The organism is Burkholderia sp. BCC0506 (genome assembly GCF_902833145.1).
In the GTDB taxonomy this organism is placed as follows: Bacteria; Pseudomonadota; Gammaproteobacteria; order Burkholderiales; family Burkholderiaceae; genus Burkholderia.
Map to the genome: position 1 here is coordinate 363,961 of NZ_CADFEN010000007.1, position 21,808 is coordinate 385,768.

A 21,808-nucleotide genomic window follows, 5' to 3' on the forward strand; every position below is an offset into this window, starting at 1 on the left:
ATGACGCACGCATCGCCCGCTTCATCCCCCCGTCGCGCCGCCCGCCTGGCGGCCGTTGCCGCGCTCGCCGTCGCGGCCCTGCTGCCCGCTGCCGCGCACGCCGCGCCGCTGCGGATCGGCATGACGTTCCAGGAACTGAACAACCCGTACTTCGTGACGATGCAGAAGGCGCTGAACGACGCGGCCGCATCGATCGGCGCGCAGGTCGTCGTCACCGACGCGCATCACGACGTCAGCAAGCAGGTGAGCGACGTGGAGGACATGCTGCAGAAGAAGATCGACATCCTGCTCGTGAACCCGACCGATTCGACCGGCATCCAGTCCGCGATCACGCAGGCGAAGAAGGCCGGCGCGGTGGTCGTCGCGGTCGACGCGAACGCGAACGGCCCGGTCGATTCGTTCGTCGGCTCGAAGAACTACGACGCGGGCGTGATGTCGTGCGAATACCTCGCGAAGGCGATCGGCGGCAGCGGCGAGGTCGCGATCCTCGACGGCATTCCGGTCGTGCCGATTCTCGAACGCGTGCGCGGCTGCAAGGCCGGCCTCGCGAAATTCCCGAACGTGAAGCTCGTCGATACGCAGAACGGCAAGCAGGAGCGCGCGACCGCGCTGTCGGTCACCGAGAACATGATCTCCGCGCATCCGAACCTGAAGGGTCTCTTCAGCGTGAACGACGGCGGCTCGATGGGCGCGCTCGCCGCGATCGAGGGTTCCGGCAAGGATATCAAGCTGACGAGCGTCGACGGCGCACCGGAGGCGATCGCCGCGATCCAGAAGCCGAACTCGAAGTTCATCGAGACGACCGCGCAGTTCCCGGCCGACCAGGTGCGCATCGCGCTCGGCATCGCGATCGCGCGCAAGTGGGGCGCGACGGTGCCGAAGGCGATTCCCGTCGACGTGAAGGTCGTCGATCGCGGTAACGCGAAGGGTTTCAGCTGGTGAACGACGTGCGACGCGACGCGAAGGGCGGCGGCGCGACCGATGCCCTTCGCACGGAGAAGCCGATGGACACGATACTCAGGCTCAGCCACATCACGAAAAGCTTTCCCGGCGTGAAGGCGTTGTCCGACATCGATCTGGAGATCGCGCGCGGCGAGATCCATGCACTGCTCGGCGAGAACGGCGCCGGCAAGTCGACGCTGATGAAGATCCTGTGCGGCATCCACCAGCCGGATGCCGGCACGATCGAGATCGACGGCACCGCACGCCGTTTCGCGGACTATCACGACGCGGTCGCGGCGGGCGTCGGCATCGTGTTCCAGGAGTTCAGCCTGATTCCGCACCTCGATGCCGTCGACAATCTGTTCCTCGGCCGCGAGCTGCGCAACCGCTGGGGCGCGCGCGACCGCACGCGAATGCGCGCCGCGGCGGCCGCCATCTTCGCGCGGCTCGGCGTGGCGATCGATCTCGATGCGCCGATCCGCACGCTGTCGGTCGCGCAGCAGCAGTTCGTCGAGATCGGCAAGGCGCTGTCGCTCGACGCGCGCATCCTGATCCTCGACGAGCCGACCGCCACGCTCACGCCGGCCGAGGCCGAGCACCTGTTCGCGATCATGCGCGAGCTGAAGCGGCAGGGCGTCGCGATGATCTTCATCTCGCATCACCTCGACGAGATCTTCGCGGTGTGCGACCGCATCACGGTGCTGCGCGACGGCCAGTACGTCGCGACGACCGATGTCGCGCGCACCGACGTCGAGCAACTGGTGCGCATGATGGTCGGCCGCCGGATCGAAAGCAGCTTTCCGCCGAAGCCGGCGCGTGCGGCCGATGCGCCGGCCGTGCTCGAGGTCGATGCGCTGCAGATCGAGCGCGACGGCCCGGTGAACCGCTTCGCGTTGCATGAAGGCGAGATTCTCGGCTTCGCCGGCCTGGTCGGTTCGGGCCGCACCGAGACCGCGCTCGCGGTGATCGGCGCGACGCGGGCGCACCGCAAGGAACTGCGCGTGCGCGGCACGGCGGCGAAGCTGGCCGATCCGGCCGACGCGCTGCGCGCGGGCATCGGCATCCTGCCGGAAAGCCGCAAGACGGAAGGGCTTGTCACGTCGTTTTCGATCCGCGACAACATCTCGCTGAACAACCTCGGCAAGTACCGGTCGATGCGCTGGCTGATCGACCGGCGCGGCGAGGCGCGCACCACGCTCGACGTGATGCGGCGCGTCGGTGTGAAGGCGCCGTCGATCCACACCGAGGTCGCGACGCTGTCCGGCGGCAACCAGCAGAAGGTCGTGATCGCGCGCTGGCTGAACCATCACACGTCGGTGCTGATCTTCGACGAGCCGACGCGCGGCATCGACGTCGGCGCGAAAGCCGAAATCTACGGGCTGATGCGCGAACTCACCGCGCGCGGCTACGCCATCATCATGATCTCTTCCGAATTGCCGGAAATCGTCGGCATGTGCGATCGCGTCGCCGTGTTCCGGCAGGGCCGCATCGAGGCGACGCTCGCCGGCGACGAGATCGATCCCGACACGGTCATGACTTACGCCACGGCCGGCACGCGAGGAGCGACCCATGAACCTGCCTGATTCTTCTTCCACGCCTTCCACGACGCTCGCGGCCACGGCCGGCGACGCGCCGCCGCCGCGCGCGATGTGGGCGCAGTTGCGCCGCTCGACGCTGTTCTATCCGCTCGTCGGCCTCGTCGTCGTGTGCATCGCGATGATGATCGCGAGCCCGAGCTTCCTGTCCGCCGCGAACCTCGAGAACGTGCTGCGCCAGGTCTCGATCAACGCGATCATCGCGGTCGGCATGACCTGCGTGATCCTGACCGGCGGGATCGACCTGTCGGTCGGCTCGGTGATGGCGCTGTCGGGCACGCTCGCGGCCGGGCTGATGGTCGCGGGCGTCAATGCGGTCGCCGCGCTGGCGATCGGCATCGCGGTCGGCGTCGGGTTCGGCTTCCTGAACGGCGTGTTTGTCGCGTTCGCCGGGATGCCGCCGATCATCGTCACGCTCGCGACGATGGGCATCGCGCGCGGCCTGGCGCTGATCTACACGGGCGGCTATCCGATCGACGGGCTGCCCGACTGGGTCGCGTTCTTCGGCAGCGGCAAGGTGCTCGGCATCCAGGCGCCGGTGCTGATCATGCTGGCGGTCTATGCGATCGCGTGGCTGCTGCTCGACCGGATGCCGTTCGGCCGCTACGTGTACGCGATCGGCGGCAACGAGCAGGCGACGCGGCTCACCGGCGTGCGCGTCGCGCGCGTGAAGCTGATCGTCTACACGCTGGCCGGGCTCACGTCGGCGCTCGCGGCGATCGTGCTGACCGGGCGCCTGATGAGCGGGCAGCCGAACGCGGGCGTGGGCTTCGAGCTCGACGCGATCGCGGCCGTCGTGATGGGCGGCACGTCGATCTCCGGCGGGCGCGGCGCGATCCTCGGCACGCTGGTCGGCGCGCTGCTGCTCGGCGTGCTCAACAACGGGCTCAACATGATCGGCGTGAACCCGTACGTGCAGAACGTGATCAAGGGCGGAATCATCCTGCTCGCGATCTACATCAGCCGCGAGCGATCGCGGTAACGGTCTATTCATCAGTGATCCAGATTAATCAGGAAAGAGACAACTCATGACGACACCCGAAAACCGGCCGCACATGACCGCGGTCGTCTGCCACGGCCCGGAGGACTATCGCGTCGAACAGGTCGCGAAGCCGCTCGCCGGTCCGAACGAGCTCGTGATCCAGATCGCCGCGTGCGGGATCTGCGCGAGCGACTGCAAGTGTTACACCGGCGCCAAGATGTTCTGGGGCGGACCGAGCCCGTGGGTGAAGGCGCCGGTAATTCCCGGCCACGAATTCTTCGGCTACGTCGAGGCGCTCGGCGACGGCGCGGCCGAGCATTTCGGCGTGGCGATGGGCGACCGCGTGATCGCCGAGCAGATCGTGCCGTGCGGCAAGTGCCGCTATTGCAAGTCGGGCCAGTACTGGATGTGCGAAGTGCACAACATCTTCGGCTTCCAGCGCGAGGTTGCCGACGGTGGGATGGCCGAGTACATGCGCATTCCGCCGACCGCGATCGTCCACAAGATTCCGCTTGGCGTATCGCTCGAGGATGCCGCGATCATCGAGCCGCTGTCGTGCGCGATCCATACGGTGAACCGCGGCGACATCCAGCTCGACGACGTCGTCGTGATCGCAGGCGCGGGCCCGCTCGGGCTGATGATGACGCAGGTCGCGCATCTCAAGACGCCGAAGCAGCTCGTCGTGATCGACCTGATCGACGAACGGCTCGAACTCGCGCGGCAGTACGGCGCCGACGTGACGATCAACCCGAAACGCGACGACGCGCGCGGAATCGTCCGCGCGCTCACCGACGGCTACGGCTGCGACGTGTACATCGAGACGACCGGCGCGCCGGTCGGCGTGAACCAGGGGCTCGACCTGATCCGCAAGCTCGGCCGCTTCGTCGAATTCAGCGTGTTCGGCGAGGATGCGACCGTCGACTGGTCGATCATCGGCGACCGCAAGGAGCTCGACGTACGCGGCGCGCACCTCGGGCCGTACTGCTATCCGGTCGCGATCGACCTGCTCGCGCGCGGGCTCGTCACGTCGAAGGGCATCGTCACGCACGGCTTCGCGCTCGAGGACTGGGACGACGCGATCCGCGTCGCGAAGTCGGCCGAATCGATCAAGGTGCTGCTGAAGCCGGCCCGCTGACGGCCGGCGTGCGCCTCACCGGAGACATCATGGAATACGTCATAGGCGTCGACATCGGCACGCAGAGCACCAAGGCGCTGCTGGTCGACCGGCACGGCACGATCGTCGCGCGGCGCTCGGCCGGCTACCAGCCCGATACGCCGCGCCCGCTGTGGGCCGAGCAGTGGCCGCAGGTGTGGTTCGATGCGGTGCTCGACTGCATCGCGGGCTGCGTGAGCGATGCGCGCGCGCAGGGCGTGCCGGCCGATGCGATCCGTGCGGTGTGCGTGAGCAGCCTGTACGGCGGCTCGGGCATCCCGGTCGACATCGACATGCGGCCGCTGCATCCGTGCCTGATCTGGATGGACCGGCGCGCGACCGCCGAAGTCGACTGGGTCAACGAACACGTGAACGTCGAGCGGCTGCGCGTGATCACCGGCAACGGCGTCGACAGCTACTACGGCTTCACCAAGATGCTGTGGCTGCGCGACCAGCGGCCGGACGTGTGGGCGAACGTGCGCTATTTCCTGCCGCCGAACGCGTACGTGATCTACCTGCTGACCGGCGAAGTCGCGGTCGATCACAGTTCGGCCGGCAATATCGGCGGCGTGTACGACGTGGCGCGCCGCGAGTGGTCCGACGCCGCGCTCGACATGCTCGGCATTCCGGCGACGATGATGCCCGAGCGCCTCGTCGATTCGACGGATATCGTCGGCGGCCTGCTGTCGCAATGGACCGCTCCGCTCGGGCTGCCGGCCGGCACGCCCGTCGTCGCGGGCGGCGTCGATGCGGCGGTGGCGACCTTCGCGGCCGGCGCGACGCGGGCCGGGCAGCATGTCGCGATGATCGGCACCAGCATGTGCTGGGGTTACGTGAACCGGCACGTCGATGCGCGCCACGCCCTCGTCAGCATGCCGCACGTGTTCGACGGCCAACGCGACCTGTACGTGTTCGGCGGTGCGATCACGGCCGGCGCATCGGTCGCGTGGTTTCGCGACCAGTTCTGTCACGCGGAAACCGATGCGGCCCGCCTGCTGCCGCACGGCGATCCGCACGTGCTGCTCGAGGAGGCGGCCGAGCGCGTGCCGGCCGGTGCCGACGGCGTGTTGTTCCTGCCGTATCTGATGGGCGAGCGCAGCCCCGTGTGGGATGCGAAGGCGAGCGGCGCGTTCGTCGGGCTGAGTCTCGCGCATACGCGTGCGCATCTATATCGTGCGGTGCTCGAAGGCGTCGCGTTCGCGTTGCGCCACAACATCGAGGCCGGCCGCCGCGGCGCGGTGGCGCTGGACGACCGGCTGATCGTCGTCGGCGGCGCCGCGCATTCGGCGCTGTGGATGCAGATCATCGCGGACGTGACGGGTTTTCCGGTGTGGACGATCGAGCAGGATGTCGAAGCGGCGATGGGTGCCGCGCTGCTCGCCGGTGTCGGCGCAGGGCTCGTGTCGCGCGACGACGCGCAGGGCGGCTGGGTTACGCTCGCCGAGCGCGCACGGCCCGATGCCGATCGCGCGAAAACCTACGACGCGCGCTTCTCGCTCTACACGGCGCTGTACCCGGCACTCAAACCGATCATGCACAGGCTCGGATCATCATCATGAACACACGATTCGATTTCGGCGGAGCAACGGTGCTCGTCACGGGCGCGTCGAGCGGAATCGGCCGCGCGTGCGCGGTCGCGCTGGCGCAGGCGGGGGCGCGCGTCGTCGCGGCAGCGCGCGACGGGGTCGCGCTCGATGCGCTCGCCGGCGAGATCGCGTGCGATACGGTGCGCATGGACGTCGGCGGCGACGAACACGCGATCGATGCCGCGCTCGCCGCCTACGATGCGTTCGACGGCCTCGTCAATTGCGCGGGGATCGCGTCGCTCGAACCGGCGCTCGATGTCGGCGCCGCGCAGTTCGATCGCGTGATGGCCGTCAATGCACGCGGCGCGGCGCTCGTCGCGCGGGCCGTGGCGCGCAAGATGATCGATCGCGACGGGCGCGGTGCCGTGCACGCACGGGGCAGCATCGTCAACGTGTCGAGTCAGGCCGCGCTCGTCGGCCTGCCCGCGCATCTGAGCTATTGCGCGTCGAAGGCGGCGATGGACGCGATCACGCGCGTGCTGTGCATCGAACTCGGGCCGTACGGCATTCGTGTGAACAGCGTGAACCCGACCGTCACGTTGACGCCGATGGCGCAGTTCGCGTGGAGCGAACCGGAGAAGCGCGAGCCGATGCTCGCTGCGATCCCGCTCGGCCGATTCGCGCAGCCGGACGAAGTCGTCGAGCCGATCCTGTTTCTGCTCAGCGATGCGGCGTCGATGATCAGCGGCGTGTCGTTGCCGATCGACGGGGGATACACGGCGCGCTAGACCGCCATCGCGGAAGTAGCGGGTCGAATTCGCGCAGCGGCCGGCGCGCGGCTAGACCGGATCCTTGCTCGGCGGTCCGTCCGGCTGCTGCGGGTTGTCGTGATGACCGGGCGGCGACGAGAACGGATCGTCTTCCGGATCGCGGTTCGGATCGGCTGGTGGCTCGGGCGTCGGGATCGTATGGTCGCTCATGGAGAACTCGCGCGGTGCGTGACGGCGGTGGCGCGGCGAACGCGCCTCGTCTCCGTTATAGCCAATCGGGCGCGCGTTTGCAGCCGGATTCTTGCGGCAGGGTTGCCGATCGTCGGCGAAATTCGTCCATTGGCGATGTTCGCGCGCGATCTCGCGGGCCGCGCAGTCGACGTCAGCGCAAGTCCGCCGGCGTATCGACGTCGCGCAGGATGCCGGGATCGTCGACGTCGAGCAGGGTGACCGGCGCGCGGGCGAACAGCGCGCGGGCGCCTGTGTCGCCGTCGAGCGCGGCGAGTGCATCGAAGTGGTGCGCGGCGAAACCGACCGGATGGCCGCGCCCGCCGCGATACGCGGGCGCGACGATCGATGCGTTCTCCGCTTCGAGCGCGCGTGCGACCGTTTCGTACGTGGAAGCGGCGATCCACGGCATGTCGCCGAGCGCGACGAGCCAGCCGCTCGCGTCGGGCGTGGTGCGCACGCCGGCCGCGAGGCTCGCGCCCATGCCGCGCAACGCATCGGGCGCATAGACGACCTGACAGCCGGCTTCGTTCAGCAGAATCGCAAGTTTTTCGGCGCCGGGACGCACGACGGCGATCACGTCGGCGGTGGCTGCCGCGAGACGGCGGGCGGCGGCGACCGCCACCGGCGTGCCGTCGGGAAGCCGGGCGAGCAGCTTGCTGTGCAGGCCGCTCGGGTCGAAGCGTTGACCAAGGCCGCCGGCGAGCAGGACGCCGGTGGCGAGTGACGCATAGGACATCGGCGCGCAGGGGAGTGAGGCAGGTGCTGCGATTGTGCGGGAGCCCGCGGGGATCGGCAAGTGAGGATGTTACCGGGTCACGCGTGCGCGATCGGGAAATCCGTCATCGCGACGCTACGTCGAGCAGGCTTTCCTCGACGGGACCGTAAATTGCATGCGATTCGTTCTGCATGACGGCCCCATAGCGATCGCCGAACCTTGCGGGCCGCTGGCCAATGTAGAACGGGGCGGTCGCTTTGGTCAGACGAATCGCCAATCTGCCGGAGTCCGGGGAAGGTGCGCCGCGGTTCGATCCGACGGGCGGGCCACGCTTACCAGAGCGTCTTGACGTGCGCGTACGCGCGGATTTTTTCGTCGCGCGTGACGAGCGGCGCGCCGAGCCGCCGCGCGGTCGCGACGATCATGCGGTCGGCCGGATCCTTGTGGAACGCGCCGGGCAGGTCGGTGGACTTCGCGGCGATGTCGGCATCGACAGGAACGAAACGCATGCCGTCGATCTGCGCGACGGTGGCGAGCCACGCGTCGACATCCATCGTCAGGGCGAGGCGGTCGTTGCGCACCAGCATCGCGATTTCCCACGCGGAAATCGCGGAGGCGGCGAGCGCGCCTTCGCTCCGTGCGCGCTCGATCGCGCTTCGCGCCTTCTTGCTGAGCGCAGGGTCGCCCGCTACCCACCACACCAATGCATGCGTATCCAGCACGATCACCGCGACGCCTCCCAATCATCTTCCGCAATCGGATCGAGAGGATTGTCGTAGCGCATGACCGACCCGCGCAATATGTCCAACGGCTGAGCTTCGCGCGAGCGATAGGGCCGGATCTCGAGCGTCGGCTTGCCGTGGTCGGTGACGATCAGGCTTTCGCCCGACGCCTCGACGAGCCGGAAGTATTCGAGTGCGCGAGCCTTGAATTCGGATTTCGATACGGGAGCGTGCGGCATCATGATATGAGCATGGTCATTTGACGCTGGTCATTTTAGACTCGTCTTTCGACACGGCGCAAGCGCCGGGGCATGACCGACGCACGCTACGCATCCGCCCACTTCCTCAACAGGTTGTGATAAATCCCGGTGAGCGCAATGACCATCGGATCCTTCGCGCCTTTCTCCGCCGACAACGCCTGAATCTGCGTATCGAGCTGAAACAGCAGCGTGCGATCGCCATCGTCGCGCACCATGCTCTGAATCCAGAAGAACGACGCCACGCGCTCGCCGCGCGTCACCGGCGTCACGTGATGCAGGCTCGATGCCGGATACAGCACGAGATCGCCCGCCGGCAGCTTCGCGCGATGCACGCCGTACGTATCCTCGACGCATAGTTCGCCACCGTCGTACGCTTCGGGTTCCTCGAGGAACAGCGTCGCCGACAGGTCGCTGCGCACGCGGAAATCCGTGCCGCGCAGCAGCCGGATCGCATTGTCGACGTGCGTGCCGAACGTCTCGCCGCCTGCATAGCGATTGAACAGCGGCGGAAACACCTTCAGCGGCAGTGCCGCCGAAAAGAACAGCGGATGGCGGGCGAGCGCATCCTGGATCGCGTCTCCCACCGCGCGCGCGGCTGGCGAACCTTCCGGCAATTGCCGATTGCGTTTCGCGAGCGCCGATTGCGCGCCGGACGTTGCGTTGCCGTCGACCCATTCCGCGGCATCGAGCAGCTCGCGGCATTGCGCGACCTGCGCCTGGGTCAGTACGCCGGGGATATGAAGCATCATGATGCGGATTCCGTTACGTGCGGCGCCAGTTGCATGGCCGCCGCACGAAACGCGTCGAGCGGCGACGACGCGAGATACGCGCGCATCTTCGCGATGAACGCGGGTGTCGCGGTGGCCGGCACGCGGGCGAGCCAGACGAGCGCTTCGTCGACGCGTCCGCGCTCGGCAAGCAGCCTTGCATAGTTGAACTGGCCGCGAAAATCGCCGGCCTCGGCTGCGCGGCGATAGTGGTCGAACGCGGCGTCGGTGTCGACCGATACGACCCAGCCGTCCTCGTAGAAGCCGCCGATCAGGTTGATCGATTTCGCGTGGCCGAGCGCGGCCGCGCGGCGGAACCAGTCGAGCGCGTCGGCACGGTTCTCGTCGACGCCGTGGCCGAGGGCAAGGGCAGTCGCGTAGTTGTACATGCCCCAGTCGAGGCCTGCCTGCGCGGCGAGCCGGTACCAGTACACGGCGACCGGTGCGCACGCGGCCGTGCCCCAGCCGAACTCGTAGCAGCGCCCGAGCATGTTCATCGCCATCGCGTGGCCGGCCCGCGCCGCGTGCCGGAACCAGTTGAACGCGGCGGCCGGATCGCGTGCGACGCCGTGTCCGTCGAGCAGGTATTGCCCGTAGACGGCCTGCGCGTCGACGATGCCGTTGCCGGCCGCCGCCGCGACCCACGCGGCGGCGCGCTCGGGCGGCCCGGCCAGGATGTCGGCGAATTCGCGCGGCGATACCGACGCGAGCGCCTTCAGCGACACGGCCTCCATCGATCAGTAGCGCGCGTTCAGCGTGACGAACGCCGAGCGGCCCGGCGCGATCGACGCATAGTGCGCGGGATACGCCTGATCGAAGTACGTGCGGTTGAACAGGTTGTTCACGTTCAGCTGCAGGTCGAGCTTCTTGTTGATCCGGTACTGCGCCATCGCGTCGAAGCGCCAGTACGACGGCACGGCGCGCAGGTTCGCGGGATCGCCGAACACTTCCGACATGTAGAACGCGCCGCCGCCGACCGTGAACTTCGGCGTCACGTCGTAGTTCGACCACATCGTGAGGCTGTGCTTCGGCGTGTTCGGGAAGCGGTTGCCGTTGTTCGCGGTGTCCTTGCCGTTGTCGCGCAGTTGGCTCTTCATGTACGTGTAGCCGCCGAATACCTGCCACTGCTTCGTGATCTGGCCGGCGAGGCCGAGCTCGAGACCCTGCACGCGCTTGTTGCCGACCATCGCGTACTGGTTGTTCGGCAGCGTCACGCGTGCGTTCGTCGTGTCGATCTGAAACAGCGCGGCCGTCAGCGACAGCTTGTCGTTCAGCACGTTCCACTTCGTGCCGAGCTCGATGCTGCGGTTCTTTTCCGGCGAAAGCTGATCGGCGTTCGGGCCGACGCCGCCGCGGCCCGGCGTGAGCGACTGCGTCTCGCTGCCTTCGCCGAGCAGCATGCCGGCCGGCGTCGACGACGTCGCATACGACGCGTAGATGCTGCCGTTCTGCGCGGGCTTGAATACGAGGCCGGCCTGCCAGTTGAAGAGCGTGTCGTCGCGCGTATACGTCTTGCCGCCATTCGCCTTGGTGTCGGTGAAGCGGGTCGAGTAGTCGTCGACGCGCACGCCGGCGTTGACCTGCCAGCGCGGCGTGATCTCGATCGTGTCGAAGCCGTAGATCGACTTCGTCGTGGTGCGCGCATGCGCATAGTCGTTGTTGCGCTTGATCGAGCCGGCCCACGGATCGTTCGGGTTCGGCGACCACAGGCTCGTGCAGTTGTAGCCCGACGCCGCGCCGATGCCCTTCTGGCAGATCTTGCCGGTGTCGGCCGCGACCGTATACGAATCGCGCTTGCCCCATTCTCGGGACAGCTCGATGCCGGTCGTGAAGCTGTGCTTGAACGGCCCCGTGCGGAATTCGCCGAACAGCTCGGTCAGGTTCGCGAGGCTGTTGATCGAGCTGTTGCGGTTGTTGTTGCGGCGCCAGACCTTGCCGTTGATGACGTTGCCCGCGCTGTCGTCGGGCTGCGTCCAGATGTAGTCCTGCGTCGATTCCGTGTAGCGCGTGGTGTTGCGCACCGTGAGGTTCGGCGTGATGTCGTGCTCGATCTTGATCGTGCTGATGTCCGACGTGGTCTTGCGGAAATCGCGATCGATCAGGCCGTAGAAGTTGTGGCGATCGACGGGCGCCGGATAGATCGTGCCGACGTTCGCGGGCTTGTTCGACGTCGTGTAGAAGTACGGGATGCCGCCGTCGGGCATGTCGTCCGTCTGCAGGTGGTAGTAGCTCGCGGTCACGCGCGTCGGCGTGCCGAGGCCGAACGCGATCGACGGCGCGACGCCCCAGCGTTCGTTGTTGACGGCGTCGCGGCCGGCGACGTCGTTGTTGTGGCTCATCAGGTTCAGGCGGAACGCGGCGTGATCGGCGAACTGCCAGTTGCCGTCGGCGGTGAAGCGCCGATAGCGGTCGGTGCCGAGGCCCGCGCTCGCGGCGGCCGTGGTGCCCAGATGCGGGGCCTTCGTGATCAGGTTGATGCTGCCGCCGGCGCCGCCGCGGCCGCCGTACGCGCCGTCGGAACCCTTGGTGATCTCGACGCGCTCGGTGTTGAAAATCTCGCGCGTGGTGGCGCCCGTGTCGCGCATGCCGTCGACGAACATGCTGCCCTGCGTGTCGTAGCCGCGGATGAACGGACGGTCGCCGAGCGGGTTGCCGCCTTCGCCGGCGCCGAACGTGATGCCGGGCACGGTGCGCAGCGCTTCGGTCAGCGTTGCCGCGCCGCTGCTCTGGATCAGTTCCTGCGGGATCACGGTGACGGATTTCGGCGTGTCGACGAGCGGCGCGGTGAATTTCGCGGAAGCGGAAAAGTCGGCCTTGTAGCTGTGCTCGGTCTTGCCCTGGATCTCGATCGGCGCGAGATGGCCTTCGGTGCTGGCGGGCGCCGCGGGCGGCGTGCCGTCGGCGAAAGCGGGACTCGCGGCGAGCACGCTGCACAGGGTGGTGAATTTACCGAGCTTCAGCTCGTCCGGACGGGATTTCATGGTGCGCTTCGACCTCGCGGTGTGGCCCCGGGGCAATGCATTGCGGAAATGTGCACGCCGTCGGGAATTATTACGATTTGTTTTCAGGTGGCATTCTATGTAATTTTTTCTTAAATGAGAAGCGTTCTTGTTCGCGTTTGTAAGGGAATTGTTGACGAATGTTGCGGGGTGGTTGTGGGGGCTGGCGGGGCGGGAGGATGGCCGAACGGCCGACTGGGAGAGGCGTGGCGCGTGGCTTACAGTGATCGAATCTTCATTCGACACAAATGACAGCAAGATACTAATATGACAGCATTGAAAGCAAATGCGACAAGGTGCATCATGCCCGTGATCACGGTTCGAAATCTGCCCGACGAGGTGCATCGCGCGCTTCGAATTCGGGCTGCACAACATGGCCGCAGTACCGAGGCCGAGGTGCGAGACATCCTCGAGCAAGCCGTTCGGCCGGGAGGGCGGCCGAGACTGGGAACGTTGCTCGCTGAAATCGGGCGAGAGGCTGGCGGCATCGATTTCGAAGTTCGGCGTGACAAGACGCGAACCGATCCGATGAGCTTCGAATGATCCTGGTCGATACCAACGTCATTTCCGAGCCGCTGCGGCGCGAGCCGAGCGCAACCGTGATCGAATGGCTCGACGCGCAGAACGTCGAGACGTTGTTTCTAGCCGCAATCAGTCTGGCGGAGATTCGATTCGGCGTGGCCATGTTGCCGGTGGGGCGCAGGCGGGACTGGCTCGAGCAAAGCATCGAGCAGCGGGTCGTGCCGTTGTTTCGCGGCCGGATCCTGCCGTTCGACGATGCGGCCAGCAAGGCGTATGCGAGCCTTCGCGCGAAGGCGCGTGGTACGAGCAACGCGATGACGTCGGCCGATGGCTTCATCGCTGCAATCGCCGCTGCGAACGGCCTGATCGTGGCCACGCGCGACATCGCGCCATTCGAAGCAGCGGGCCTGCGCGTGATCGATCCGTGGGCCAACTAACGCGGGGTTGGCTGCGCCTGCATCGAAAATGAAAAACGCGCCGTGCAAGTCGGCGCGTTGCATGCGTGACGTCTGCGCGCGGCCCTTGAATTGGAGCAATTTCCCGTTCAACGCGCGCGACACCGGCCGCGGGTCAGTCGATCCCGTGAAACACCGCATCCTCCGGCCCGAGGTACGCCGGCGGGCGCCACGTCGCGTCGCGCATCGAATGCTGGACGAGATTCTCGACACCGAGCAGCACCGCGAAGATCGCCATGCGCACCGGAATGCCGTTGTCGGTCTGCCGGAAAATCGCGAGACGCGGGTCGCGGTTCAGGTCGACCGACAGGTCGTTCGCGCCGGGCCGGCTGTCGCGCGGCAGCGGGTGCATGATCAGCGTGTCGGGCTTGCACACCGAGTCGACGAGCGCCTGGTTGATCTGGAAATCCGGTGTGTACCCTTCGAACGACTCGTCGGTGAAGCGTTCTTTCTGGATGCGCGTCGCGTAGACGACATCCGCGCCGCGCAAGCCCGCCGCGAGATCGTTCGTCTGCTCGACCACATGGCCGTTCGTCGCGATCTGGTCGACGATGTACGCCGGCATCTCGAGCGTCGGCGGCGACACGAGCGTGAACTTCAGGCCGCGGTACAGCGCGAGCAGCTTGACGAGCGAGTGCACGGTGCGGCCGTACTTCAGGTCGCCGACCAGCGCGATGTGCGCGCCGTCGACGATCTTGCCGAGCCGCGAAAATTCGCGCTGAATCGTATAGAGGTCGAGCAGCGCCTGGCTCGGATGCTCGCCGGGGCCATCGCCGCCGTTGATCACCGGCAGGTTGGTCGCGCGCGCGAATTCGGCCACCGAGCCTTTCTCCGGATGGCGGATCACGAGCGCGTCGACGTAGCCGGCCATCACGCGGCTCGTGTCGTAGATCGATTCGCCCTTGGCCATCGACGAGAACGTGAAGCCGGTGGTGTCGCACACCGAGCCGCCGAGCCGGCAGAAGGCCGCACCGAACGACACGCGCGTGCGCGTGCTGGCCTCGAAGAACAGGTTGCCGAGCACGGCGCCTTCGAGCACGCGCGAAATCTTGTGGCGTCGCGCGATCGGCTGCATGACGTCGGCCACGCGGAACAGCGCCTCGACCGAATCCCGCGAGAACTGGTCGACCGAGATCAGCTGCGGCTTGCCTTCGAACAGGAATTGCTTCGCGAGCCCTTGTTTGTCTACGCTTTGCGTATAGTTTTCGCCGTCCGGCGCCGAGCGGTCGACGATTTCCGATACGAAGCGCTCGACGATCTCGGGCATTCCGCGCGATTCCTGCGAATCGTCCGGAAGCAGCCAGGTATCCAGCGCGCGCCGGCTGACGCCGATGCGATTCGCGAATGCCTCGCGGGTCATGTTGAGGCGGCGCATCGCGTCGCGGAGGAAGGCTTGCTGGGGAACGGTCATCGGCGGCTCCTGGGCGAAAAATATACGCGATGCGTATATTAGTTTCTCGCGCCATGAAGTCAAGAGAAATCTGTGTGCCCGCGTGGTGTGGCGCGCATGACACTCGGCGGGGCCGTACTGGCGCGCCGCGTGCGTCTCCGTATAATCAGGTCAGGCCCCGTGTCCGGCAGCGTGCCGGGCGCCAGCCCACACGATTCGCCCGGTCGGGCTTGTTGATTCGAAGGAGAATGAGAATGACGCGTACGATTGCTGCAATGCTGCTGGTGGTGACCGCCGCGCTCGCCGGTTGCAATACGGTCGCCGGCATGGGCCAGGACATTTCGAAGGGCGGCCAGGCGATCAGCGATTCGGCTGAAAAGGCCAAATAAGCCGACCGGTTCCGGCATGCAGAAGGCGCCGGGCCTTCCCGCGATGGCGGGGCGGCCCGGCGCCTTTTTTACGCCCGGGTCGACGCTGCCGGCGTCACGCGCGTTCCACGAACGCGTAGCGGCCCTCGACCTTGCGCGGCGTGAACCAGCCGTAGTCGGGGAACAACCGGTTACGGACGAACCAGACATAACCGACCAGCACGACCGTGACCGCGAGGCTCGGCAGCGCGGCCGACGGATCGCGGCCGAGATCGGCGACGGTCTTCGGCACCTGCAGCAGCGACAGCAGGATGAACGCGTGATACGCGCCGACGCGATGGGTCGCGAAGCCCCAGACGAACAGCAGCGACAGCGGTACGGTCAACGCAAGGAAAACGGTGACGAGGACGCCGCCGGCGCCTGACGCGAAGAAGTAGTACGCAAGCATCAGGCTGATGACCAGCTGCGCGACGCCGAGCGCGATCAGGACCCGGATGTGCAGCTTGTTCTTGCGGCAGCGTTCGGGGTCGGGGCGCGACGCGATCAGGTGCGCAAGTACGCGATCCTTGAGCCCCTGTCCGGACAGTTCGGCCAGTGCGTCGGCTTTCCTCGTTCCCGCGGACAGCAGCACCGCGATTCTTGTTTTGGCTTCCTTCCTGTTCATTGCGTGGCGGATTGTTGTTCGATGGTTGTCAAAGGGTCCGGCCACGCGAATATTGCATCTTGCGCAGTCGTGCGCAACGGTTTTGCGGTGCGCGGACACATTCCTACAGTCGCCGGCCGTGTTGTCGGAGGGCGGGGATCGACGGGCGATGTGGTGGGACGGCGCCGTTGCTGTTTCCGCCGCGAGGCAACGAGCACGCGAGTCAGTCGCTGGCCGTCCGCGCCGCGAGCGTAGCGCCCGGCTCGACGGGCGGTTCGCGCCGCCGCGTCGCGCCGACGAGCATGCCGCCGACGACGAGCGCGATGCCGGCGACACGCGTGCCGGTCAGCGTCTCGCCGAACAGCGCAACCGCGAACAGCACGGCCGAAACCGGCGCGACCGCCGTGAACAGCGCCGCTTCGGTGCCGCTCGTGCGCGCCGAGCCCGCATACCAGCACAGATAGCCGAGCACGGTCGGTACCAATGCGTAGTAGGCGACGGCCGACACGGCGCCGACGGTCCAGCCGCTCGCCACCGCACGCCATTCGAACGCGGCCGGCACGAGTGCGAGCACGAAGCCGAGGCCCGACATCGCGGTGGAAAGCGCAAGCGGCGGCAACGGCGCGGCAAGCCGCCGGTTGAGCAGGATGAAGACCGCTTCGCATGCGACGGCCGCCAGCACCAGCGCGTCGCCCGCAAGCGTCTGCAGCGACGGCAGCGCGTGGCCCGGCGCGAACGTGACGAACAGCACGCCGGCCGTGGCGAGTGCGGCGGCCAGCCAGTCGCGCGGCGTCTGCCGCTCGCGCAGCACGACGGCCGCGATCAGGGTCGACATGGCCGGCAGCGTGCCGAGCATCACGCCCGCATCGAGCGGCGACGACAGTGTCGTGCCGCTGATCAGCAGCACCGTATAGCCGACGCCGCCCGCCGCAGCCTGGATGACGAGCAGCACGGCATCGCGTGCGCAAATGCGTGGCCAGCACATGCGCTGCGCGCGCATCAGCGCGAACAGCAGCGGGGTCGCGATCAGGAAGCGCAGCGCGGTGGCCGCGAACGGCGGCAGGCCGCCGGCCGCGAGACGGCTCGCGATGACGGTGCTGCCGACGCCCGCCATCGCGGCGGCGAGATAGAGATAGCCGATCAGTCGTGTCTTCATGCGCCGCATCGTCGCGTACGGCGGCAGGGGTGTCTTGAACGAAATTGCAACCGACGGCGGTGCTGAATGCGGTACGCCGTCGACATGCTTCGATGCAACAGGTCTCGCGGCTGCCGTCGAGGTGGCGACCGTCTTCGACGGAGGCGCTCCCCGGCGGCCCCACACGGTGCAGGCGACAGCGTTATTGACCCGCCTGCGTGAACCGCCCCGGCGTGATCCCGAACTGGCGCGCGAACGCGCGGGTCAGGTGGCTCTGATCGGCGAAACCGGCTTCGGCCGCCGCAACGGCGATCGGCAGGCCACGGGCCAGCAACGCGCGCGCGAGCCGCGTGCGCGACTGAACCAGATAGGCATGCGGCGTGATGCCGAGCTCGCGCGCGAAGCCGCGCAGCAACTGGAAGCGGCTGACGCCGCTCAGGCCGGCCAGTTCGGCGAGCGACACGGGCGCGCCCGGCGCCGCATCGAGCCGCTCGCGGGCGATTCGGATTGCCGGCGCGACGCCGGCCGCCGGCAGCGTGCGGTTCGCGTGCCGGGCGAGCAACCCGGCGACGAGCATCACGAGCGCTTCGTCGCGGGCCAGCGGCCGGGTGTCGCCTGCGACGATGCGTGCATGCAGCCGGCCGACGGCCGCGGCGAGCCGTGCGTCGCGCACGGCCGGATGCGCAAGCTCGACGCCGCCGAGGCCTTCCTCCTGCGCGACGCCCGCGATCAGCGCGGGGGCGAGGTACAGCATCCGCCAGTGGCGGCCGGTGCCGGCCTCGAGCGGCGCGCCGTCGTGCATCTCGCCCGGATTGACCATGATCGCGTCGCCGGCCAGCGCGTCGACCTGCCCGCGGCCGCTCCACGACCGGTGCGCGCCGCTGACGATCACGCCGACCCCGAATTCGTCGTGCGCGTGGCGCGGAAACGCGCGGTCGGATTCGAGGCTGATCGCCTCGATGCCTTCGCCGGTGCGTCGGTAGTGGGTGACACGGTGCATGTGCGCTCCTCGCGCCGGTCGCGGCGCGGATCACGTGCACTTTAGCGCGTTCCGTCGCCGCGCGCCCTTCATCCTTTTGGCCGATACCGCACGGCGCGCGCAGCCGTCACCATGGGCACATCGGCAGCGTACACGGCCCGCCGGGCCTGAAGCTGCGCGGGAGACGGCAGGTGGAACGACACGATCCGGTATTCATTCAGGTGGGCGCGCTCGCGGACGGCTTCGCGCCGGAGGCGAACATCCTCGCACCCGTCGACGCGCTCGTCGGGCGGACACTCGCGCTCGACGACGCATCGGGCGCATGGCGCGTCTATACGTTCGAGCCGGGCGCGCTGCGATGGCGCGACGCGGCGGCCGACACGGGCGGTCGCGCGTCGTGCCGCGTGACGCAGTTGCGCGACGGCCTGTACTTCGTCGACTACATCGATGCCGCCGCTCGGGCGACGTCGGTCAGCCTTGTGATCGATGTCGACAACGGCGTGTGGACGTCGGTCGTCGGTACGCTGCCGACCGAAGCCGACACGCGCATCGATGCGTTCACGCGCGTCGCGCGCGGGCTGCCGCTGACGGCCGTCGATGCGCAGTTCCGGCACGGCACGCTCGGCGGCCATGCCGGGCCGGGGCCGCTGCATGCGCCCACGCGCGAGCTGATCGGCAAGCGGACGATGTACCGCTACAGCCCGACCGAATGCTACGAGCACATCTACCTGAACGACAATTTCTACGCGTGGCAGTGCCTGCAGGGCGTCGAAGGCGGGCTGGCCGATGTCGACCGCTGCCATTACTTCAAGATTGCAGACGCGCTGTATCTGTTCGTGTGGCGCGAAAAGGTGGTGCCGACGCTCGGTGTCGTGCTGATCGACCTCGCGCAATGCAAGACCGACGGCAAGATCTTCGGCTATCAGGGCGGCGATTTCGGCACGCTGTCGAATTTCCAGATGGGCGCTTACGCGCAGGTGCTGAACGAAACCGTGCACCCGTTCGGCGGCGAGGCGCGGCGATGACTGCCGTGCCGGGCAGCGGCAGTCTGCGTGCGGATTTCAGCGGGCGCGTCGTGCTCGTCACGGGCGCCGCGCAAGGGATCGGCGCGGCGATCGCGCGCCGTTTCGCGGAATCCGACGCGTTCGTCGCCGTGGCGGACCTGAACGGCGACGCGGCTGCCGCGCAAGCCGAGGCGCTCGCGCGCGCGGGCGGCGACGCGCGCGCGTATCGGGTCGACGCCGCGAACCGTGGCGAACTGGATGCGCTCGTGGCGACAGTCGAGCGCGACGGTGGCCGGCTCGATGTCGTCGTCCACAATGCCGCGTATTTTCCGCTGACGCCGTTCATGCAGATCGACGAGCCGACGCTCGACCGGACGCTGTCGGTCAACCTGTCGGCGCTGTTCTGGCTCGCGCAGGCCGCGTTGCCGGCATTCGAGCGCGCGGGGGCCGGGCGGCTGCTCGTCACGTCGTCGGTGACGGGGCCGCGGGTCGTCTATCCGGGGCTTGCGCATTACGCGGCGTCGAAGGCCGGCGTGAACGGCTTCATTCGGGCGGCGGCGCTGGAGCTGGCGCGTCGCAACGTGACGGTCAACGGCGTCGAACCGGGGATGATCCGCACGCCGGCGGCCGGCAATCTCGGTGGCGCGTCGGTCGCCGCGCAGATCGCGCGCGACATTCCGCTGGCGAGAATGGGCGAGCCGGAGGACATCGCGAACGCGATGCTGTTTCTCGCATCGGCCGACGCGGCGTACATCACCGGGCAGACGATCGTCGTCGACGGCGGGGCGACCTTGCCGGAAAGCGGAGCGGTGCTGGGGGACGGGTAGCGGTGAGTCGCGCGAGGGCGGCGGCCGCGGCGAGGCCGTGCCGGCCTTGGCGCGCGGCCCGCGCCATGGGGCCGTGCCGCACGCCGGGCCGCGACTACAGCCAGCCGTTGCGGATGAATTCGACGACCGAATACCGACGCTGTTCGAGATGGTGCTGCCGGACCGCCTCGACGATGCGCGATACGCCATCCGCATAGGGTGTATCGCCGGCTACGCGCGATTCGAACTGCAGGCTGCATGCGCCATCGTCGATGCGTATCCGGTGAATCGCATGGCGGCCGAGCTGATCGTCGGGGATGCCGAATTCGCTGCGCTGTACGGCCGGGTCGCGCACGGAGCGGATGTCTTCCGGCCGCGCGCCGAGCGACCGGGCGATGCCGACGGCCGTGCCGGGCACGGACGTCTTGCCGGCCTGATGCGACTCCGTCACGCTGATCTCGCAGTCGCGGAACAGGTGGCCGTTGGTGTCCAGCATGCTCATGAACTTGAGCATCAGGATGTTCGTATTCGGGCACAGCACGACCGGAAAGCCGTACGTCCCGGTTTCGAGCTCGGAGCCGGTCGACAACTCGACGAGCGGCGACGCGGTGGCCTCGCAGAACGCGATCGCCGCGGCGAGTTCGCGGCCGGAACCGGCATGGATGACGATCGACCGGGCGTCGGTTCGCGTGCTGTCCAACCATGGCATCACGCGACAGGCGGCCGGATCGAGCTGGTGCGAACCGAGCAACTCGTTGGCGAGCTTGCCGGTTCCGATGACGAGTACTTGCATGGGATTGACGGGTTGAAGTGGGGGATGCGAGCCGGCGGTGGCGCGGGCGTCGCGCAGGCTGGCCCGGTCGTCGTGCCGCGCGCCACGCCTGGCGAGGCTCGTGCATTATGCCCGGCCGTTCGATTGCGCGCTCGTCGAGCAGCGCGCGCAACGTCGCGACGCCCGTGATGCGTGAATCGCGAGGCGTCTCGCGACGCTGCCAGCCACCGCGAAACGACAGGGCGCTGCGCTGCCGCACTGTCATCCCGGTTCGCATGAACGCGTGAACGGCGCTACGCTGTCGGCATTTCATCCCATCACCCTCGATCCAGGAGAACACATCGATGGAACACGACCTGAAAGGCAAGGCAGTCGCGATCACCGGCGGCTTCGGTCATCTGGGCGTCGCGACGGCCGCGTGGCTGGGCCAGCGCGGCGCGCGCATCGCGCTGATCGGCCGCGGCGCAGCTCCCGCGGCGCAGGCGCTGCCCGGCGTGCCGGCCGAAGCGCTGCGCATCGGCGGCATCGATCTCGTCGATCCGCAGGCCGCCGCACAGGCGCTCGAAACGGTCGATCGCGAATTCGGCCGCGTCGACGCGCTGCTCAACATCGCGGGCGCATTCGTGTGGCAGACGATCGCCGACGGCGATGCCGCCACGTGGGACCGCATGTACGAACTGAACGTGAAGACGGCGCTGAACGCGTCGAAAGCCGCGCTGCCGTACCTGGTGGCGAGTCAGGCCGGGCGCATCGTCAACATCGGCGCGGGTGCGGCGTTCAAGGCCGGCGCGGGGATGGGCGCGTATGCGGCCGCGAAGGCGGGCGTCGCGCGGCTCACCGAGGCGTTGGCGGCGGAACTGCTCGATCGCGGCGTGACCGTGAACGCGCTGCTGCCGAGCATCATCGATACGCCGCCGAACCGCCGGGACATGCCCGACGCCGACTTCTCGCGCTGGGTCCGGCCCGAACAGCTCGCGGCGACGATCGGATTCCTGCTGTCGGCCGACGCGCAGGCGATCACCGGTGCGTCGATTCCGGTGAGCGGCCGCGTGGCGTAGTGCGCCGGGGAAGG

24 protein-coding genes are annotated in these 21,808 nt (G+C 67.9%); 12 read left to right on the forward strand and 12 right to left on the reverse strand.

Annotation, left to right across the window (positions count from 1 at the left end):
• From HWX62_RS18980 to HWX62_RS19005, 6 genes are all read left to right on the forward strand, one after another.
• Positions 1-942, forward strand: coding sequence for a substrate-binding domain-containing protein (locus HWX62_RS18980; RefSeq protein ID WP_006485848.1), 942 nt, complete (start codon positions 1-3; stop codon positions 940-942).
• A gap of 62 nt (positions 943-1,004) precedes the next feature.
• Positions 1,005-2,525: a sugar ABC transporter ATP-binding protein gene (locus HWX62_RS18985; RefSeq protein WP_175931813.1), complete on the forward strand. Its 1,521-nt coding sequence runs from the start codon at positions 1,005-1,007 to the stop codon at positions 2,523-2,525.
• Complete coding sequence (locus HWX62_RS18990; RefSeq protein WP_175931814.1) at positions 2,512-3,519, forward strand: ABC transporter permease; 1,008 nt, start codon at positions 2,512-2,514, stop codon at positions 3,517-3,519. Before HWX62_RS18985 ends, HWX62_RS18990 begins: the two co-directional genes overlap by 14 nt.
• A 46-nt stretch (positions 3,520-3,565) precedes the next feature.
• On the forward strand, positions 3,566-4,654 hold the full coding sequence (locus tag HWX62_RS18995; protein WP_175931815.1) for an alcohol dehydrogenase catalytic domain-containing protein: 1,089 nt from the start codon (positions 3,566-3,568) through the stop codon (positions 4,652-4,654).
• Positions 4,655-4,683: 29 nt separating this feature from the next.
• Positions 4,684-6,231 (forward strand): FGGY-family carbohydrate kinase, encoded by a 1,548-nt coding sequence (locus tag HWX62_RS19000; protein WP_175931816.1) that lies wholly within the window; start codon positions 4,684-4,686, stop codon positions 6,229-6,231.
• Complete coding sequence (locus tag HWX62_RS19005; protein ID WP_175931817.1) at positions 6,228-6,986, forward strand: SDR family oxidoreductase; 759 nt, start codon at positions 6,228-6,230, stop codon at positions 6,984-6,986. The genes HWX62_RS19000 and HWX62_RS19005 overlap by 4 nt, the downstream gene beginning before the upstream one ends.
• 51 nt (positions 6,987-7,037) lie before the next feature.
• Here the strand turns inward: HWX62_RS19005 and HWX62_RS19010 are convergent, their stop codons facing one another.
• The 7 genes from HWX62_RS19010 to HWX62_RS19040 form a co-directional block, all read right to left on the reverse strand.
• A complete protein-coding gene (locus tag HWX62_RS19010; protein ID WP_175931818.1) occupies positions 7,038-7,178 on the reverse strand; it encodes a hypothetical protein in 141 nt (46 codons plus the stop codon).
• Positions 7,179-7,350: 172 nt separating this feature from the next.
• Positions 7,351-7,935 (reverse strand): nucleotidyltransferase family protein, encoded by a 585-nt coding sequence (locus tag HWX62_RS19015; protein WP_175931819.1) that lies wholly within the window; start codon positions 7,933-7,935, stop codon positions 7,351-7,353.
• A 311-nt stretch (positions 7,936-8,246) separates the two neighbouring features.
• Positions 8,247-8,642 carry a type II toxin-antitoxin system VapC family toxin gene (locus tag HWX62_RS19020; RefSeq protein ID WP_175931843.1) on the reverse strand — a complete coding sequence of 132 codons (396 nt, stop codon included), beginning with the start codon at positions 8,640-8,642 and terminating at the stop codon, positions 8,247-8,249.
• On the reverse strand, positions 8,639-8,878 hold the full coding sequence (locus tag HWX62_RS19025) for a type II toxin-antitoxin system Phd/YefM family antitoxin (RefSeq protein WP_021158157.1): 240 nt from the start codon (positions 8,876-8,878) through the stop codon (positions 8,639-8,641). Before HWX62_RS19025 ends, HWX62_RS19020 begins: the two co-directional genes overlap by 4 nt.
• 83 nt (positions 8,879-8,961) lie before the next feature.
• Positions 8,962-9,645, reverse strand: coding sequence for a Fe2+-dependent dioxygenase (locus HWX62_RS19030; RefSeq protein WP_175931820.1), 684 nt, complete (start codon positions 9,643-9,645; stop codon positions 8,962-8,964).
• Positions 9,642-10,397 carry a tetratricopeptide repeat protein gene (locus HWX62_RS19035; protein WP_175931821.1) on the reverse strand — a complete coding sequence of 252 codons (756 nt, stop codon included), beginning with the start codon at positions 10,395-10,397 and terminating at the stop codon, positions 9,642-9,644. The genes HWX62_RS19030 and HWX62_RS19035 overlap by 4 nt, the downstream gene beginning before the upstream one ends.
• A gap of 3 nt (positions 10,398-10,400) precedes the next feature.
• Positions 10,401-12,644 carry a TonB-dependent siderophore receptor gene (locus tag HWX62_RS19040; protein ID WP_175931822.1) on the reverse strand — a complete coding sequence of 748 codons (2,244 nt, stop codon included), beginning with the start codon at positions 12,642-12,644 and terminating at the stop codon, positions 10,401-10,403.
• Between the two features lie 321 nt (positions 12,645-12,965).
• Here HWX62_RS19040 and HWX62_RS19045 point away from each other — a divergent pair, with 321 nt between their 5' ends.
• Both HWX62_RS19045 and HWX62_RS19050 read left to right on the forward strand, forming a co-directional pair.
• Positions 12,966-13,205 carry an Arc family DNA-binding protein gene (locus HWX62_RS19045; RefSeq protein WP_175931844.1) on the forward strand — a complete coding sequence of 80 codons (240 nt, stop codon included), beginning with the start codon at positions 12,966-12,968 and terminating at the stop codon, positions 13,203-13,205.
• Complete coding sequence (locus HWX62_RS19050; RefSeq protein ID WP_175931823.1) at positions 13,202-13,621, forward strand: type II toxin-antitoxin system VapC family toxin; 420 nt, start codon at positions 13,202-13,204, stop codon at positions 13,619-13,621. Before HWX62_RS19045 ends, HWX62_RS19050 begins: the two co-directional genes overlap by 4 nt.
• Positions 13,622-13,754: 133 nt before the next feature.
• On the opposite strand, the gene HWX62_RS19055 is transcribed toward HWX62_RS19050, so the two are convergent.
• Positions 13,755-15,050: an aspartate carbamoyltransferase gene (locus tag HWX62_RS19055; protein ID WP_175931824.1), complete on the reverse strand. Its 1,296-nt coding sequence runs from the start codon at positions 15,048-15,050 to the stop codon at positions 13,755-13,757.
• Positions 15,051-15,283: 233 nt separating this feature from the next.
• Between HWX62_RS19055 and HWX62_RS19060 the strand changes: the two genes are divergently transcribed.
• Positions 15,284-15,418, forward strand: coding sequence for an entericidin A/B family lipoprotein (locus tag HWX62_RS19060; RefSeq protein WP_034204471.1), 135 nt, complete (start codon positions 15,284-15,286; stop codon positions 15,416-15,418).
• Positions 15,419-15,512: 94 nt separating this feature from the next.
• On the opposite strand, the gene HWX62_RS19065 is transcribed toward HWX62_RS19060, so the two are convergent.
• The 3 genes from HWX62_RS19065 to HWX62_RS19075 form a co-directional block, all read right to left on the reverse strand.
• Positions 15,513-16,061, reverse strand: a complete 549-nt coding sequence (locus HWX62_RS19065; RefSeq protein ID WP_175931825.1) for a permease — start codon at positions 16,059-16,061, stop codon at positions 15,513-15,515.
• 202 nt (positions 16,062-16,263) lie between these two features.
• Entirely contained in the window at positions 16,264-17,196 is a 933-nt protein-coding gene (locus HWX62_RS19070; RefSeq protein WP_175931826.1) for a DMT family transporter, read from the reverse strand.
• Between the two features lie 181 nt (positions 17,197-17,377).
• The gene (locus tag HWX62_RS19075) at positions 17,378-18,175 is read right to left on the reverse strand and encodes an AraC family transcriptional regulator (protein WP_175931827.1); all 798 of its coding nucleotides are present in this window, start codon (positions 18,173-18,175) and stop codon (positions 17,378-17,380) included.
• A 170-nt stretch (positions 18,176-18,345) separates the two neighbouring features.
• Between HWX62_RS19075 and HWX62_RS19080 the strand changes: the two genes are divergently transcribed.
• Together HWX62_RS19080 and HWX62_RS19085 are read left to right on the forward strand one after the other, a co-directional pair.
• On the forward strand, positions 18,346-19,179 hold the full coding sequence (locus HWX62_RS19080; protein ID WP_175931828.1) for a molybdenum cofactor biosynthesis F family protein: 834 nt from the start codon (positions 18,346-18,348) through the stop codon (positions 19,177-19,179).
• Positions 19,176-19,985: an SDR family oxidoreductase gene (locus HWX62_RS19085; RefSeq protein ID WP_175931829.1), complete on the forward strand. Its 810-nt coding sequence runs from the start codon at positions 19,176-19,178 to the stop codon at positions 19,983-19,985. The genes HWX62_RS19080 and HWX62_RS19085 overlap by 4 nt, the downstream gene beginning before the upstream one ends.
• A gap of 94 nt (positions 19,986-20,079) precedes the next feature.
• Here HWX62_RS19085 and HWX62_RS19090 read toward each other — a convergent pair whose 3' ends face one another.
• Entirely contained in the window at positions 20,080-20,757 is a 678-nt protein-coding gene (locus HWX62_RS19090) for a dihydrodipicolinate reductase C-terminal domain-containing protein (RefSeq protein WP_175931830.1), read from the reverse strand.
• Between the two features lie 323 nt (positions 20,758-21,080).
• Between HWX62_RS19090 and HWX62_RS19095 the strand changes: the two genes are divergently transcribed.
• Positions 21,081-21,794, forward strand: a complete 714-nt coding sequence (locus HWX62_RS19095) for an SDR family NAD(P)-dependent oxidoreductase (RefSeq protein WP_175931831.1) — start codon at positions 21,081-21,083, stop codon at positions 21,792-21,794.
• Positions 21,795-21,808 lie beyond the last annotated feature (14 nt).

Bases quoted from the DNA above. Each gene is read 5' to 3' on its own strand.
- HWX62_RS19005 (WP_175931817.1), top strand. From the start codon at position 6,228: ATGAACACACGATTCGATTTCGGCGGAGCAACGGTGCTCGTCACGGGC.
- HWX62_RS19060 (WP_034204471.1), top strand. From the start codon at position 15,284: ATGACGCGTACGATTGCTGCAATGCTGCTGGTGGTGACCGCCGCGCTC.
- HWX62_RS19055 (WP_175931824.1), bottom strand. From the start codon at position 15,050: ATGACCGTTCCCCAGCAAGCCTTCCTCCGCGACGCGATGCGCCGCCTC.
- HWX62_RS18990 (WP_175931814.1), top strand. From the start codon at position 2,512: ATGAACCTGCCTGATTCTTCTTCCACGCCTTCCACGACGCTCGCGGCC.
- HWX62_RS19095 (WP_175931831.1), top strand. From the start codon at position 21,081: ATGGAACACGACCTGAAAGGCAAGGCAGTCGCGATCACCGGCGGCTTC.
- HWX62_RS19010 (WP_175931818.1), bottom strand. From the start codon at position 7,178: ATGAGCGACCATACGATCCCGACGCCCGAGCCACCAGCCGATCCGAAC.
- HWX62_RS19070 (WP_175931826.1), bottom strand. From the start codon at position 17,196: ATGAAGACACGACTGATCGGCTATCTCTATCTCGCCGCCGCGATGGCG.
- HWX62_RS19030 (WP_175931820.1), bottom strand. From the start codon at position 9,645: ATGATGCTTCATATCCCCGGCGTACTGACCCAGGCGCAGGTCGCGCAA.
- HWX62_RS19075 (WP_175931827.1), bottom strand. From the start codon at position 18,175: ATGCACCGTGTCACCCACTACCGACGCACCGGCGAAGGCATCGAGGCG.
- HWX62_RS19025 (WP_021158157.1), bottom strand. From the start codon at position 8,878: ATGATGCCGCACGCTCCCGTATCGAAATCCGAATTCAAGGCTCGCGCA.
- HWX62_RS19065 (WP_175931825.1), bottom strand. From the start codon at position 16,061: ATGAACAGGAAGGAAGCCAAAACAAGAATCGCGGTGCTGCTGTCCGCG.
- HWX62_RS19000 (WP_175931816.1), top strand. From the start codon at position 4,684: ATGGAATACGTCATAGGCGTCGACATCGGCACGCAGAGCACCAAGGCG.
- HWX62_RS19050 (WP_175931823.1), top strand. From the start codon at position 13,202: ATGATCCTGGTCGATACCAACGTCATTTCCGAGCCGCTGCGGCGCGAG.
- HWX62_RS18985 (WP_175931813.1), top strand. From the start codon at position 1,005: ATGGACACGATACTCAGGCTCAGCCACATCACGAAAAGCTTTCCCGGC.
- HWX62_RS19035 (WP_175931821.1), bottom strand. From the start codon at position 10,397: ATGGAGGCCGTGTCGCTGAAGGCGCTCGCGTCGGTATCGCCGCGCGAA.
- HWX62_RS19090 (WP_175931830.1), bottom strand. From the start codon at position 20,757: ATGCAAGTACTCGTCATCGGAACCGGCAAGCTCGCCAACGAGTTGCTC.
- HWX62_RS18980 (WP_006485848.1), top strand. From the start codon at position 1: ATGACGCACGCATCGCCCGCTTCATCCCCCCGTCGCGCCGCCCGCCTG.
- HWX62_RS19045 (WP_175931844.1), top strand. From the start codon at position 12,966: ATGCCCGTGATCACGGTTCGAAATCTGCCCGACGAGGTGCATCGCGCG.
- HWX62_RS18995 (WP_175931815.1), top strand. From the start codon at position 3,566: ATGACGACACCCGAAAACCGGCCGCACATGACCGCGGTCGTCTGCCAC.
- HWX62_RS19040 (WP_175931822.1), bottom strand. From the start codon at position 12,644: ATGAAATCCCGTCCGGACGAGCTGAAGCTCGGTAAATTCACCACCCTG.
- HWX62_RS19015 (WP_175931819.1), bottom strand. From the start codon at position 7,935: ATGTCCTATGCGTCACTCGCCACCGGCGTCCTGCTCGCCGGCGGCCTT.
- HWX62_RS19085 (WP_175931829.1), top strand. From the start codon at position 19,176: ATGACTGCCGTGCCGGGCAGCGGCAGTCTGCGTGCGGATTTCAGCGGG.